7 protein-coding genes are annotated in these 15,715 nt (G+C 40.3%); 6 read left to right on the forward strand and 1 reads right to left on the reverse strand.

Features of this window, described 5'->3' with window-relative positions; all coding sequences use genetic code 11:
- Positions 1–2 precede the first annotated feature (2 nt).
- The 4 genes from DXD04_RS02190 (at position 3) to DXD04_RS02205 (ending at position 6,403) form a co-directional block, all read left to right on the forward strand.
- The gene (locus tag DXD04_RS02190; protein WP_117670454.1) at positions 3–1,295 is read left to right on the forward strand and encodes a UDP-N-acetylmuramoyl-tripeptide--D-alanyl-D-alanine ligase; all 1,293 of its coding nucleotides are present in this window, start codon (positions 3–5) and stop codon (positions 1,293–1,295) included.
- Between the two features lie 234 nt (positions 1,296–1,529).
- Positions 1,530–2,807 carry an alpha-l-rhamnosidase gene (locus DXD04_RS02195; RefSeq protein ID WP_117670456.1) on the forward strand — a complete coding sequence of 426 codons (1,278 nt, stop codon included), beginning with the start codon at positions 1,530–1,532 and terminating at the stop codon, positions 2,805–2,807.
- 15 nt (positions 2,808–2,822) lie between these two features.
- On the forward strand, positions 2,823–5,132 hold the full coding sequence (locus DXD04_RS17035) for a DUF2264 domain-containing protein (RefSeq protein WP_117670458.1): 2,310 nt from the start codon (positions 2,823–2,825) through the stop codon (positions 5,130–5,132).
- A 122-nt stretch (positions 5,133–5,254) separates the two neighbouring features.
- Entirely contained in the window at positions 5,255–6,403 is a 1,149-nt protein-coding gene (locus DXD04_RS02205; protein ID WP_117670460.1) for a glycoside hydrolase family 43 protein, read from the forward strand.
- Positions 6,404–6,475: 72 nt separating this feature from the next.
- On the opposite strand, the gene DXD04_RS02210 is transcribed toward DXD04_RS02205, so the two are convergent.
- On the reverse strand, positions 6,476–10,504 hold the full coding sequence (locus DXD04_RS02210; protein ID WP_259299494.1) for a two-component regulator propeller domain-containing protein: 4,029 nt from the start codon (positions 10,502–10,504) through the stop codon (positions 6,476–6,478).
- A gap of 376 nt (positions 10,505–10,880) precedes the next feature.
- Here DXD04_RS02210 and DXD04_RS02215 point away from each other — a divergent pair, with 376 nt between their 5' ends.
- Positions 10,881–13,958 (forward strand): SusC/RagA family TonB-linked outer membrane protein, encoded by a 3,078-nt coding sequence (locus DXD04_RS02215; protein ID WP_117670464.1) that lies wholly within the window; start codon positions 10,881–10,883, stop codon positions 13,956–13,958.
- An 11-nt stretch (positions 13,959–13,969) separates the two neighbouring features.
- On the forward strand, positions 13,970–15,697 hold the full coding sequence (locus DXD04_RS02220) for a RagB/SusD family nutrient uptake outer membrane protein (RefSeq protein ID WP_117670466.1): 1,728 nt from the start codon (positions 13,970–13,972) through the stop codon (positions 15,695–15,697).
- Positions 15,698–15,715 lie beyond the last annotated feature (18 nt).

The raw sequence follows: 15,715 nt of genomic DNA on the forward strand, positions 1-15,715 counted from the left end.
ATATGGATATTGAAGAACTATACAGCCGGTTTACGGAGTGTAACGGACTGACGACCGACAGCCGTCATTGTCCGGAGGGTTCTATGTTTCTGGCCCTGAAAGGAGAAACATTTAATGGCAATGCGTTTGCTGCACAGTCGCTGGCACAGGGATGCCGTTATGCTGTGGTCGATGAACCACAGTATGCATCCCCGGAGAATCCGCGTATCTTGCTGGTGGAAAATTGCCTTCAGACGTTGCAGCAGCTGGCCAATTACCATCGTCGTAAGTTAGGAACTCGTATGGTGGGGGTAACCGGTACCAATGGAAAAACCACTACGAAGGAACTGATTGCGGCCGTATTGAAAGAGAAATTCAATGTGCTCTATACACAGGGAAATTTCAATAACCATATTGGCGTGCCCTTGACCTTGTTGCGCCTGAAGCCGGAACATGAGGTGGCTGTCATTGAAATGGGAGCCAATCATCCGGGTGAAATCAAGACGCTGGTTCATATTGCTGAGCCCGATTGCGGTATTATTACCAATGTGGGAAAGGCGCATCTGGAAGGATTCGGTTCTTTTGAAGGAGTCATCCGTACCAAGGGAGAACTTTATGATTATCTTCGGGAAAAAGGAAATGCCACTATCTTCATTCAGAATGAGAATCCTCATCTGAATAAAATCGCAGAAGGACTGAATTGTGTTCGTTACGGACAGACTTCGGGGCTGGATGTAAGTGGAGCAGTGCTTTCTTGTTCTCCGTTCCTGCATTTTGAGTGGGCGGCTGGAGGTGCGTTACACGAGGTGAAGACACACCTGATAGGTGCCTATAATTTGGATAATGCACTGGCAGCGGTTGCTATTGGTCGTTATTTCGGCGTGGAAGATACAAAAATCTGTCATGCACTTTCTTCTTATGTGCCTCAGAACAATCGTTCACAGCTGGTTCAGACGGAATCCAATACGCTGATTGTGGATGCGTATAATGCAAATCCTACCAGTATGATGGCAGCGCTGCTTAACTTCCGTCAGATGGAAGCCGAGCACAAGGTAGCTATCCTGGGTGCTATGAAAGAGCTGGGTGAAGGAAGTCGGGAAGAGCATCAGAAAGTAGTGGACTTCCTGAACGAATGTCAGTTTGAACGCGTGATTTTAGTTGGGCCGGAGTTTGCCGGACTCTCTGCTTCGTTTGAACATTATGAGAACGTGAAGGAGGTAGAAGCTATGCTGGCTGCTCATCCTGTTCAGCATTGTTGCGTGCTGATAAAGGGCTCCAATAGTATGAAGTTGAGTGAACTTCCAGCTTGTCTGTAAGAAATATTATTTTTGCGAAACAGTCCGTATTGAAGTAGATGCTTTGAATACGGACTGTTTTTTGTATCCGTATCTCAAACATTTGAATAGAAATATGTGACGATTTGGTCAAAAAGGGCAGGATTTTATCCATTCGGCTTTCCTTGCCCGTTTTTTATCCCTCCTTGACGAAATTTTTATACCTTTTTTTGCCTGAAAATTCTACTTTTGCAAAGTATACTTAATTGATAAACTATGAAGCGCATTTTGCTATTTTTTATAGGCTTTTTCATTTGGACTGGAATCTCTGCACAACGCCTTGTTAAGGTGGGCGACGGATATAGCTCGACTTCCGTCAATACGACCGTATTCCGTAACAGTTCGCTGGTTACGGACGGGGAAGTACAATACATATCTTATTATGATGCCGACGGGTATTTGACCGTAGGTAAACGTGCTTTGGGAACTACTGACTGGACACTACAGCGCAGTCAGTATAAGGGAAATGTGGCCGATGCACACAATGTCATCAGTATGATGGTAGATGGGGACGGTTATCTGCATCTTTCTTTTGACCATCACGGTAACAAATTAAATTATTGCAAGAGTACGGCACCCGGTGCTTTGACGTTAGGAGAAAAAGAAGCGATGACCGGTAAGGATGAGGACGACGTGACGTATCCGGAGTTCTATCGGATGCCAGATGGTGATTTGCTGTTTGTATACCGTTCAGGAGCTTCCGGAAGAGGTAATTTGGTATTGAATCGTTATGATTTGAAGAGCAGGAAATGGACACGTGTACAAGATGTGTTGATTGACGGAGAAAATCAACGGAATGCCTACTGGCAACTATATATGGATAAGGCTGGAGTGATTCATTTGTCATGGGTATGGCGTGAGACCTGGATGGTGGAAACGAATCATGACCTTTGTTATGCATATTCTCCTGATGAGGGAAAGACGTGGTACAAATCAACAGGTGAGAAATATACCTTGCCTATTTGTAAGGATAATGCAGAATATGCTTGTCGCATACCTCAAAATAGTGAATTGATTAACCAGACGAGTATGAGTACCGATGCGGAAGGACATCCTTATATTGTGACCTACTGGAGAGATGCAGACAGTGAGGTCCCTCAATATAGGCTGGTGTGGAACGACGGGAAGGGATGGCAGAACCGTCAGATTATGAATCGATCGCTGGGATTCTCTTTAAAAGGTGGAGGTACAAAAATGATTCCGATTTCACGCCCACGTATTGCGGTAGATAAAGGGAAGGCTTATTTTGTGTTCCGTGATGCAGAACGTGGCAGTAAGGTTTCTATGGCTTATACAGATGATGTGAAGTCGGGTAAATGGCAGGTGAAAGACCTGACCGATTTCTCTGTAGATGCCTGGGAGCCCAGCTATGATACGGAGTTGTGGAAAACACATCGGAAACTGCATGTATTTGTGCAGGAAACACATCAGGGAGACGGGGAAAAAGTCAAGGCCTCAGAGGCAACCCCTGTGTATGTATTGGAAATAAATTAATCTCAAAATAAAACTATGAAACAGGTATTCAAATTGTTACTGGCTTGCGCTGTCGGAGTATTGCCGATGTCGGTTGGGGCCAAAGATTCCGAAGCGACAGAGGTTCGGAAAATGATTGATAAGGTAAATCAGCATTGGCAGGCAGAAAATTCACCGGAAGTACGTTCATTCTGGGATAATGCTGTATATCATACGGGTAATATGGAAGCCTATTTCCTGACGGGAAATGAGACTTATCGTGCTTATTCTGAAACTTGGGCAAACTATAACCAGTGGAAGGGAGCGAAGAGTGATAACCGTGCGGAGTGGAAATATTCTTACGGAGAGTCGGATCAGTATGTCCTTTTTGGTGACTACCAGATTTGTTTCCAGACTTATACCGATTTGTACAATTTAGCTCCGGATGATAAGAAAATCAAACGTGCGCGTGAGGTCATGGAATATCAGATGAGTACTTCGCAGAATGACTATTGGTGGTGGAGTGATGCGCTGTATATGGCGATGCCGGTAATGACAAAACTTTACAAGGTGACTCATAACACGCTGTATCTGGATAAATTGTATGCTTATTTGCAGTATTCTGACAGCATCATGTTCGATAAGGAAGAGAATCTTTATTACCGTGATGCAAAATACATTTATCCGAAGCACAAGACGGTAAACGGTAAGAAGGATTTCTGGGCCAGAGGTGATGCCTGGGTATTAGCCGGGCTGGCTAAAGTGTTGAAGGACTTGCCGGAAGAATATAAGCATCATCAGTTCTTTGTGGATAAATTTCAGAAGATGGCAAAAGCCGTCGCAGCTATCCAGCAGCCTGAAGGTTACTGGACACGCAGCATGATGGATCCGGAATTTGCACCGGGACCGGAAACCAGTGGAACAGCTCTGTTTACATACGGATTCTTATGGGGTATAAACAATGGGTATTTGGAAAAAGATATATACATGCCGGTGGTGCAGAAGGCATGGAACTATTTGTCAAAGAAAGCACTTCAGAAAGACGGAACGGTAGGTTATGTACAGCCTATCGGTGAAAAAGCAATCCCCGGACAGGTAATAAATGCGAAGTCTACCGCTAATTTTGGTGTAGGAGCTTTCTTGCTGGCAGCTTGCGAGTATGTGCGTTATTTGGAAGCTTCTCAGAGTGCCGATCGTGCTTACTGGTGCAAATTGGCTTATCAGATGGCTTATCCGGTATTGAGTAACATGTCAAAAGGCGAATTGCAGAAAAACATGCTGGTAGAAGTAAGTCCTAACTGGGATGGCCGTGACAAACGGGTGACTTATATGGAAACATTCGGACGTTTGATGGCGGGTATTGCTCCTTGGCTGACTTTACCGGATGACGACACTGAAGAAGGAAAGATGCGTAAGGAACTTCGTGAAATGGCTTTGAAGAGTTATGCCAATGCAGTTGATCCGCAAAGTCCGGACTATCTGTTGTGGCGTGGTCATGGACAGGCGTTGGTGGATGCTGCTTATATTGCGGAAAGCTTCCTTCGTGCATACGCACAACTCTGGTTGCCGTTGGATGAGACTACGAAGAAACGCTATGTGGAAGAATTCCAGCAGTTGCGTCGGGTTGATCCTCCTTATACTAACTGGCTGTTGTTCTCATCTACCATTGAAAGTTTCCTGGCAAAAGCTGGAGCTTCATTCGATGAATATCGTGTGAATTCAGCTATTCGTAAGGTAGAAGAATGGTATACAGGAGATGGCTGGTATGCTGACGGTCCTTCCTTTGCGTTCGATTATTATAGTAGTTACGTATTCCATCCGATGTATTTGGAAACCCTTCAGGCTATGAAGGATGCAAAGGCATATACACGGATTGCCTACGGAAAATATTATGACCGTGCCTTGAAACGTGCGCAGAAATTCAGCTTGATTTTGGAACGTTTCATCTCTCCGGAAGGAACCTTCCCCGTATTCGGTCGCTCCATTCCTTATCGTATGGCTACTATGCAGCCATTGGCTTTGATGGCATGGTATCAGGAACTGCCTGCAGGAGTGACTAATGCACAGGTTCGTTGTGCGCTGACAGCAGTGATGAAGCGTATGTTTGCCAGCGGACACAATTTCAATGAAGGTGGTTTCCTGACTATCGGATTTACCGGACGTCAGCCGAATGTAGCCGACTGGTATACCAACAACGGAAGTTTGTATATGACTTCTTTATCATTCTTGCCTTTAGGACTTCCGGCTTCTCATCCATTCTGGACCGATGCACCACAAGAATGGACCAGCGTACGTGCTTGGGGAGAAAAGCCTTTCCCGAAAGATCATCATTGGAGAGATGAAATCCGTACATGGGATTTGTTCTAAGAAACTATTGAGTTTTGTAAATAAGGGATAATAAACTACGACTGAGATTTTGGGGCTTATTTCGGATTGCTTCCTGAATCTCAGTCGTAATTGTTGTAATAAAGATATAATAAATTTGATGTATGAGACTGAGATCGATTAGTCTTTTGGGTGTGCTTTGTTTTCTTTTGCTAACGGCATGTACAGCCGAACCTCCCAAAGAAATTTGTAGTGGTGAAATCTGGCCTGACAATCAGGGGGTACATGTAAATGCCCACGGAGGTGGTATATTGTATCATGATGGTACTTACTACTGGTATGGCGAGAATAAATCCGATTCTACCAGCAGTGCTATGGTGGGAATTATGTGTTACTCTTCAAAGAACCTGACAGACTGGAACAACGAAGGAGCCGTTTTACCTGTAGTGTTGAACGATTCTACCAGTGACATCGTACAGGGATGTGTAATGGAACGTCCCAAAGTAATCTATAATGAAAAGACGGAGAAGTTTGTCATGTGGTTCCACTTGGAATTGAAAGGAAAAGGCTATGCAGCGGCCCGTTCAGCGGTGGCCGTCTCAGATTCTCCTACCGGGCCGTTCAAGTATATTCGTTCGGAACGTATTAATCCGGGAGTGCTTCCTTTTGATATGAATGAAACACAACGTGCCATGCTGGATACATTGGATGCAGAAAAATATAAGGAATGGTGGACACCGATGTGGTATGAAGCGATTCACAAAGGCTTGTTTGTGAAACGTGACCTGCAAGGTGGACAAATGGCACGTGATATGCAGCTTTTTGTGGATGAAGATGTAAAAGCCTATCATATTTACTCGTCAGAAGACAATCTGACACTACAGATTGCAGAATTGAGCGATGATTACCTGACTCATACTGGTAAGTATGTGCGTATGGCTCCAGCCGGGCACAATGAAGCACCTGCCATATTCAAGAAGAGTGACGGTACATACTGGATGATTACTTCCGGCTGTACCGGATGGGATCCTAATGAAGCACGCATGTTCTCTGCTCCCAGTATTTGGGGACCTTGGACACAACATCCAAATCCTTGCCGTGGGAAGAAATCAGAAATCACTTTTGGCGGGCAGAGTACCTATGTCCTTCCGGTATCGGGAAAGAAAGACGCCTTTATCTTTATGGCAGATATCTGGCGGCCTAAGCATCCGAGTGATGCCCGTTATATCTGGTTGCCCATACAGTTTGAAAATGGAGTGCCTTATATCGAATGGATGGATAGCTGGACACTCGATTTCTTTGATAAGAAATGATCAAAATCATCAATGCCTGTTGAGAATATTTCTCGGCAGGCATTGATGGTTTTATTGTGTATAGAGATAAAATTAGTTCTGTTTTCTCTTCAGATATTCAGTGGGAGCCATTCCATACTCATCTTTAAAGCATTGGCGGAAGTAAGCTACACTGCTGAAACCTGTTAAATCAGAAATTTCAGCCAACGAATACTTTCCTTCGTTGATGAGTTCCATGCCTTTTTTCATCTTGATTTTCCGGACATACTCATTGACGGTCATTTCGGTTAATCCTTTGATTTTTCGGTAGAGAGTAGAATGACTCATGCACATTTTATCGGCAATGAACGCTACATCCATTTTTTCCATACATAGATTTTCTTCAATGATGGCAGTCACCTTGTCTAAAAACTCCTGGTCCAGTTTGTTTAAGTTCTTTCGTTCATTTTCGATGTTTTCTTGTTCACTTTCTGTTTCAGGAATTGAGGTGATGACTCCTGCTGTTTTGCGTCGGTTTTCCAAAATGTTATTGATACGGCTGTTTAGCAAACGGGCACTAAACGGTTTCGTGATGAAGGAATCGGCTCCTGCAGCATATCCCTCTTCCTTATCCTGAAGTGTATCTTTGGCTGTAAGCAAAATGACTGGAATATGACTGGTACGCATATCTTCTTTGATATGGCGGCATAGCTCAATCCCGTCCATTACCGGCATCATGATGTCACTGATGATGATGTTTGGAATTTGGTTTTGTGCGATGTCCCATCCTTCTTTCCCATCTGCAGCTGTCAGTACTTCATACATTTCCTCAAATGAACTTCTTACATATTCGCGTATGTCCCGATTATCTTCTACAATCAAAATGATAGGTTTTCCGTCTTCGGTTTCTATTGAAATTGTTTGTTCATTATTTTCTTCTGATTTATGAACTTCTTTGACAACTTGATGCTCTGCATTTGGGTATGTATTTTCTGTAATTAGTTTCAAAGTGAATTTACTTCCTTTTTCCACTTCACTTTCCACTTCAATGGTTGCCTGGTGCAAATCTGCCAGGGATTTTACCAGTGCCAGACCAATTCCTGAACCTGAAGCCTGATATTTTCCTTTGCCTTGATAATATCGTTCGAAGATATGGTTTAAAGATTCCTTGGAGATTCCGTGGCCGGTATCTTCCACACTGATAGTGGTATATTTAACTCCGTTTTCTTCATTGCTGGCTAAAGTGAGTGTTATATCGCCTTTTGGGGTATATTTAACAGCATTCGACATGAGATTATCAATGATGATGGTGATAATCTCATGGTCATAGTAAAGCTTCGTATCTTGCGTATCAACTTGGATATGAATGTTTACTTCTGCATTTTGGTTTAGTTCCTTGTATTTTATACCTATTTCCTGTACTAATAGTGCCAGGTTATGATAGCCTACCTTTAGCTTTCTGTTTTCTGTTTCCGTTTTTCTGAACTCCAGAATCTGATTGATAAGGTTGAGCAATCGGTTGGCACTGTCGCGGATGATACTGATTTTATTGGCTTGTCGTGGAGACAATGTTTTATCGGCTAATAAGTCCTCTAATGGTCCGAGAATTAGGGTTAAAGGAGTGCGCAACTCATGTGTGATATTAGTATAGAAACGCAGTCGTTCATTATTGAGCTTTTGATCATTTTCGTGCTGGTGATGTTCTAGGTTCAGACGACTTTCCAATGCTAGTTTGCGTTTATAGAAGCGTAAGACGCCAAATAATATAAGGATAATGAGTATAGCATAAAGTAATTTTGCATACCAAGTGAGCCAGATAGGGGGAGCGATAATAATTTGGAGAGAAGTAAATTTGTTGCCCCATGGCTGGTTTCTCATTTTGGCTTTTACTTTAAATGTATATTCTCCAGGTTCTAGATTTCGGAATGTAATTCGATTCTCATCACCTGTTTCAAACCATGTTTTACCTAATCCTTCCATAGTATAAGCATATTCCACTTGGGGAGTTTGTGAGAAGTCCATTACACTGAAAGAGATGGTAAAAGTGCTATTTTGGTGAGATAATTCTACCTTGTTATTGGTAATTGGGACAATCGTTCCTTTGCTACTTGGATTGGAGTTATCGTAACTTTTAATATTTGTAATTTTTACAGGAGCAATCTGTACATTTTCTATAATGTGTTCAGGGTTAAAGTAGCAGGCCCCATTCTGTGAGCCGAAAAACAAATTACCGTTGTCGTCTTTGCATACTGCACCATCCATGAAGTCTCCTCTGGGTACTCCTTGGTGCCAGGTATAGTTCAGAAATCTTTTTTCATCACTTTTCCATTGGGCAATTCCTCCGTTTGTACTGAGCCAAATATTTCCTTTTTTATCTTCTATGATACTTCTGACATTTTCATCGATTAGTCCTTGCTTGTGATTGTATATTTCAAGTTTAGGGTTGCTCGTATCATTGATGTGGACGATGCCTGCACGTGTAGCTACCCATAGTCTTCCTTTTGAATCCATATACAATGAGTTGACTGCATTTGACTCCATTCCATTGGAGGTATCGAAGTGCATAATTCTTTTTCCTTCTGGAGAAAATACATTAAGTCCTTTACCGAATGTACCTAACCATAATTTCCCTTGACGGTCCCGTTGGATACCGTGTATCATAATGTCTGGGAGTTGTTTGTTTATTTCTTTTTCTTCGATTATTTTCCCATTCTCCCAGGAATACAATCCATTTTGGGTACCAATCCATATTTTATTGTTTTCTTCAAAAAAACAACAAATATCAGCAGTTTTATCCTCTAACTCAATTCGTGTGATCTTTTGAGTACGTGGGTCACAAGTTAGAATTCCATCCTTGTATAATCCCAACCAGATAATTCCTTTTTTATCTTTAAATATGACAGAGGCATGTGTGTGTGGATTGGCTTTACCAGCAAGAGACAAAATTTTTTGAAGCTTCATGTTGGCACTGAATATTGCGATTTCATTTTCTCCTCCCAGCCAGATGCGTGATTCATTGTCAATGGTAAGTCCCCATACTTGTTTTTCTGTTAAGGCGCCATCTTTTAGGGTATTATATGCTAATGTCTGAAATACAGGTTGGTTATAGCTGAGAAAATCCACTCCTCCTCGATAATTCCCTAGCCAAATATTGCCGAAAGAATCTTGTAGAAAACACCTGGCGTTCGGAGATGATATGCCATGTAAGTCATTGGTGACTTGTATGTTTTGAAAATGCATATTTTCGGGGCTTGTAAACACATTATCATTTAAGTCAAGTATACTTACTCCTCCCATGTGGGCACATACCCACAATCTGCCATCTTTGCTTTCACCTATGTCATTGATTTCATTGGATAAAAGAGAGTAGGGGTTGCCCTGCTGGTTTTGGAAGGTGATAAATTGCTCTTTATTTGGGTTGAATAATGTTAATCCTTTATCGGTTCCAATCCAAATAGCATTGGTGGGGCTGATGAATATGCAACGTACTGTATTGTCGGGCAGGCTATATGGATTTCCAGGATTGTGCTGGTAGATTTTTGCAGTTTTTTGTTGTATATCTACAACGGCTAATCCTCCCTTGTGGAGGCCGACATAGAGATGACCATTTCCGTCATCAGTTGCACATCGGAAATTTCCTGATAACCCTTTAATGTCTTTAGTTCTATAATGAATTATTTTTTTAGTTTTGTTGCTGTAATAGTCTATTCCTGAGTGATAATGAGTAATCCAAACTCCTCCGTCGGTGGCAGGACTTAAGTCAGTTATATCTTTTGTGATTATACCAGGTACTCCATTGGGGGTGAAAGTTTGTTTTTCACAATCGAAAATGCTAATGCCATCACGTTGAGTCCCTACCCATACCGTATTGCTGGCTTCGTTATAGTACAATATATTTTGTGCATTGCTTCCAATGGCAGAATTTCCTATGTCATATGTGGTGAAATCTTTTCCGTCAAATTTGCAGAGACCTGATTCAGAGGCCATCCATACGTATCCTTGTTTGTCTTGAATAATGTCGACAATATAGTTACTGACCATACCGTCAGCCATATGTAATCTTTTAAATGTATATGGAGATTGTGAAAAGGTAGACTGGCACCATCCTAGAAGAAGTAAAAAGAGAATAATACAGTTTTTCATAACTTATGATTTTTAGACAAAAATACAATAAACTCAATATTCGGGCTCGCCTAGCTATTAAAAATCTGTCAAAAACTTGGAAACAGACGAATTTTTTGTGCTGTGACGAATTTTTTATCATGCGTTTGTTGGGACTTATTGAACGTTTATCATGAATATCTTCATCATTTGTGATTTGATTTTTTTGAGGGTAAAGTAGATAAATTAAAAGCGCTTAAATTTTTTCCTATATTGCTTATTTTTTATCTATTATTTTATATATGATTACATAAATTTGCAATCAGAAAGTTGGAACTTAAGTTATAGAAGGTTTCTGTATTTAAAATTATAGAAATAAGAAACATCCTTAATAGTCTAATTTAAAATGTAGAAAAACATGAAAGTAGATTCGTTTAAAAACAATCGAAAGGCTTTGTTTGCCTTACTGCTTTGTTCGGGTTTTATAGCAACCCATCCGTTGGCTGTGATGGCGGAAAGTGAAAACTATTCTGTTCAGAATGTACAGCAGAAACAAACTGTATCTGGTATTGTGAAAGACTCAAGTGGGGAACCTATCATTGGTGCCAGTGTATTGGAAAAAGGTACAACCAATGGTACTATTACTGATTTGGATGGTAAATTTACATTATCGGTATCTTCTAATGCAGTGTTGCAGATTTCTTATATTGGCTATAAGACATTGGAAACGAAAGCTAGTCCTAATATGGGAGTAACTTTGCAGGAAGATACTGAAACTTTGGATGAAGTGGTTGTGGTAGGATACGGTGTCCAGAAAAAGTCGGATGTAACAGGCTCTGTAACTTCTGTACCTAAAGATCGTTTATCTAAATTGCCGGTTACAAATGTGTTGCAGGCTATTCAAGGAGCTACCGCAGGCGTAACTATTACACAGACATCTTCTATTCCTGGTGATGCTCCGGATGCATTGGTTCGTGGGCAAAACTCCATTAATGCCAATTCAGGTCCTTATATTGTGGTAGATGGTGTGCCTATTAGTAAGTCAGGTGGAACATTGAATGATATTAATCCGAATGATATTGAATCAATGGAAATCCTGAAAGATGCTTCAGCTACAGCTATTTATGGTACAAACGGAGCAAATGGTGTTATTTTGATAACAACTAAACGTGGTAAATCTGGTAAGCCTAATATTCGTTATAGTGGTTATGTCGGTTTTGAAGATTTTTCACATAAGTTGAAATTCGGTGATGGCGCTCAGATTTTACAGAGATATAAAGACTATGTTGCACAAAATCCAGGAGAAACTCTGTTCAATGGTTTTGTAAAAAATCAGAATGAAGTGGAGAACTATGAGAATGGATATGAGACAGATTGGATTGATGCCGTATCTCAGACAGGTATTATTCAGGATCATAACATTAGCGTAGGTGGTGGAGCTGAAAATGTGCAATATTATATCTCTGCTGACTATATGAGTCAGAAAGGTATTATCAAAGGGTTTAATTATAAGCGATATTCTATCCGTACAAATATAGATGTAAATGTTACTAATTATTTGAAGGTAGGAACTAATTCTTATATTGTATCTCATAATCGGGATGGAGGACGTGCCAGCTTGTTGATGGCAGAAGCTATGAGCCCTTATGGAAAAGTATATGAGGATGATGGCTCATATTGCATTTATCCGATGTATTCTGAAAGTTTATTTACAAACCCGTTGATGTGGACTACAACTTCTCCAGAACGTCGTCAGTGGAATATTAACTTGAATGGATATGCTGATTTAGATTTTGAGAAACTGTGGGCTCCTCTTAAAGGATTGAAGTATAAATTGAATGCTGGGTTTGCGTATATGCCTAAACGGTATAATAATTATGAGGGAAAGTCTGTAAATAATAATACTGGTTCTGCTGAAATTAAGAATGAAGAAACTCAAAGTTATACGATTGAAAATATCGTGACATATGCACGTGATTTTAATAAGCATCATTTTGATTTGACAGGATTGTATGCAGCTTCTCGTAAAAAGTATCAGTGGGCTCAGGCTAAAGCAACGAATTTCCCTAGTGATGATCAAACATGGCATAATATAGGCAGTGCTTCAACTCCTACGGTTGCTTCTTATACGGAGTTGTATACAACTGTTTCTCAGATGGGACGTTTGAATTATTCTTACGATAGTCGTTATTTGTTTACAGCCACAGTTCGTCGTGATGGATCTTCTGTTTTTGGAGATAATAATAAATATGGAGTATTTCCGTCAGTGGCTTTGGGATGGAATGTAACAAACGAAGAGTTTATGCAGCCTGCACAAAATTGGTTAAACAATTTGAAACTTCGTCTTTCGTATGGTAAATCAGGAAATGAAGCTATTGGCGTGTATTATTCACGTATGAAGATGGTAAATAATATGCTGGCTATGGGAGGTAGTGCTAATCTTGCATTATATCCTGATGAATTTATGGGAAACGCAGATTTGAGTTGGGAAACAACTAAGACATTTAATGTCGGATTGGATTTTGGACTCTGGAATAATCGCTTGACTGGTAATTTGGATGTTTATTTTTCTCGGACTACCGATTTGTTGATGCAGCGTAACCTCCCTACGGTTAGTGGATTTAATAAGGTATATGCCAATATGGGTGAAACAGCTAACAAAGGTATTGAGCTGACATTGAATTCTCGTAATATTGTTACAAAAGATTTTACTTGGAGTACTAATTTAGTATTTTCTTGGAATAAGAATGAAATCAAGGATTTGTATGGTGACGGAAAAGATGATATAGCTAACCGTTGGTTTATTGGACAACCTATTGGAGTAATTTATGATTTTACTAAAGTTGGTATCTGGCAAGAAGAGGAAATTGCTGCAGGAGAACACCTGAAGTGGGATCCGGTGGCTAAAGCTGGAGATTTGAAGCTGTTGGATTTAAATAAAGATGGTAAGATTACAGATGATGACCGCTCAGTCTTAGGACAGACTACTCCAAAATGGATTGGTGGATTGACTAATACATTTACATGGAAGGATTTAACTTTAAGTGTATTCATACAAACAGTTCAGGGAGTCATGAAAAATAATACGTTGATTGGTATGGCTGGCGATGAAATGGGACGTCGAAATACTGCAACTGAGATTGGTTATTGGACACCTGAAAATAAAAGTAATGAATGGCGTTCTTTAAGCAAGAACTCAAATCCTCATGGTTATGGTTTCCCTTGCAAAGCTAATTATACACGTATAAAGGATGTAACATTAAGTTATAACTTCCCCGCACAGCTCATTAAAAAAATGGGAATTGGAGGATTGACTGTGTATGCTAGCGGAAGAAATCTGTTTACTTTTACAAAATGGATTGGTTGGGATCCAGAGTCTCGTCAGATAGCTCGTGGTAGTAGCTCATGGGATGCAACTCGTGGTGAGACTGTTTATGATTCTAGTAACTATCCAATGACAAAGAGTTACGTATTTGGTATTAATGTAACCTTCTAATCTTAATAAATATGAAATTGAAAAATATATTATTCGGCACGCTGGCAGTGTCAGTTTTGTCGATGGGAACAATGTCTTGTAGTGACAGTTTTTTGGATGAAGAAATGTATTCAAAATATTCTCCTGAAGGAGCTAGTGTAGATAATCGTTTGGTAGGATTATATTATACGTATGCTAGCTTGTGGGGATATTCTGGACGTCAAGGCTTTTTGAGTTGTTTTCAAATTGGTACCGATGTTGCGTCTGCTGGTGATGTGGAAGGAGTAGAAACGCCATTTTATCAATATGCACAATTAACAGATGAAAATGCAGGAGTGTCATGGTTGTGGGAGAAATGTTATGAATTTATTAATGAAGCAAATCAAATAATTGAGATGCTGGGGGAAAACGGTGATAAGGCAAAGATTGCAGAAGCAAAGTTTTTCCGGGCATATGCTTATAATACATTAGTGACTCTTTGGGGAGACGTGCCTTTGGTTACAGAAACAACAAATATACCAAAGACTGATTATACGCGTGAAAAAGTTGCTAAAGTAGATGAGTTAATAGATAGTGATTTGCAGTATGCGATGACTAATTTACCTGATATGGGTAAAGCTGTGACAGAAAGTCGTGCTAATAAAGATTTCGCTCGTCAGTTAGCTGGAGAGGCCTATTTGCGTATGGGTATGAGAGATGCTTCTTTCTTTGAAAAAGCGGAAAAATCGTTGGACCCAATTATTGCTAATGCATCCTATCGCTTGATCGAAGCACGATATGGTAAGTATTTAAGTGAGGCAGGAGATTATTATCATGATATGTTCCGTTGGCATAATCAACGCCGTTCAGAGGGCAATACAGAAGCAATTTGGACTTTTGAAATGGAATATAATAGAAATGTAACTGGAGGTACAATTGATAACCCACAGCATCGTCGTGTTTGGACTCCTGCTTTCCATAAGTATGCAGGAATGCAGAATGCCGATTCTATTGGTGGTCGTGGAAATGGCCGTTTGCGTTTAAGTAACTTCATGAAGTATGGGTTATATGAAAAAGGAGATATTCGTAACTCTAACTTTAATATTCGTCGCGTGTTATGGTATAATAGGCCGGGTTATGAAGAAACCTTGTATTTAGATGCGAATGGTTATAGTATCCCGAAAGAAATAGAAGTTGATGGTCAGAAAATTAGTAATCCTGATATAGTATCAACTAAGGTTGTTCGTACAGGTGATCAAGTTATTCCTGGTCCAAGTGACTCTTTAAATGTTTACTTCCCGCATACAACCAAATGGGGTTGTTATGATGAAACGGATGATTTTGGTTATGCAGGAGTAAAAGATTGGCCTATAATGCGTTTAGGAGAGACTTATTTGTTACGAGCAGAAGCACGTTTCCGTCAAGGAAATTTAGCTGGTGCTGCGGATGATATTAATAAATTGCGTGATCGTGCATTCAAGGAATATCGTGCAAGTTCAGGCAATCCTAATGCTGGTAAAGTTTCTGAAAACCAAATTGATATTGACTTTATTCTGGATGAACGTGCTCGTGAATTGATTGGTGAAGAGAATAGACGTATGACTTTGGTTCGTACAAATACCTTGAAAGAACGTATAGCTAAAAATGGAGATGTGGTTCCTGCTGCTCCAGAGTCAAAAGTTATTACGGGATTTAAAGATTTTAATGTATTGCTTCCTATTCCATTGAGTGTAATTCAGTTGAATAAGGATGCGAAGATTGAGCAGAATACGGGATATTGATAATGACTATAATATTTC

This window comes from Phocaeicola plebeius, from assembly GCF_003437535.1.
Lineage (GTDB): Bacteria > Bacteroidota > Bacteroidia > Bacteroidales > Bacteroidaceae > Phocaeicola > Phocaeicola plebeius_A.

What these genes read in the sequence shown, in the direction of transcription:
- DXD04_RS02190 (WP_117670454.1), top strand. Translation starts at nt 3, where the DNA reads ATGGATATTGAAGAACTATACAGCCGGTTTACGGAGTGTAACGGACTG.
- DXD04_RS02195 (WP_117670456.1), top strand. Translation starts at nt 1,530, where the DNA reads ATGAAGCGCATTTTGCTATTTTTTATAGGCTTTTTCATTTGGACTGGA.
- DXD04_RS17035 (WP_117670458.1), top strand. Translation starts at nt 2,823, where the DNA reads ATGAAACAGGTATTCAAATTGTTACTGGCTTGCGCTGTCGGAGTATTG.
- DXD04_RS02205 (WP_117670460.1), top strand. Translation starts at nt 5,255, where the DNA reads ATGAGACTGAGATCGATTAGTCTTTTGGGTGTGCTTTGTTTTCTTTTG.
- DXD04_RS02210 (WP_259299494.1), bottom strand. Translation starts at nt 10,504, where the DNA reads ATGAAAAACTGTATTATTCTCTTTTTACTTCTTCTAGGATGGTGCCAG.
- DXD04_RS02215 (WP_117670464.1), top strand. Translation starts at nt 10,881, where the DNA reads ATGAAAGTAGATTCGTTTAAAAACAATCGAAAGGCTTTGTTTGCCTTA.
- DXD04_RS02220 (WP_117670466.1), top strand. Translation starts at nt 13,970, where the DNA reads ATGAAATTGAAAAATATATTATTCGGCACGCTGGCAGTGTCAGTTTTG.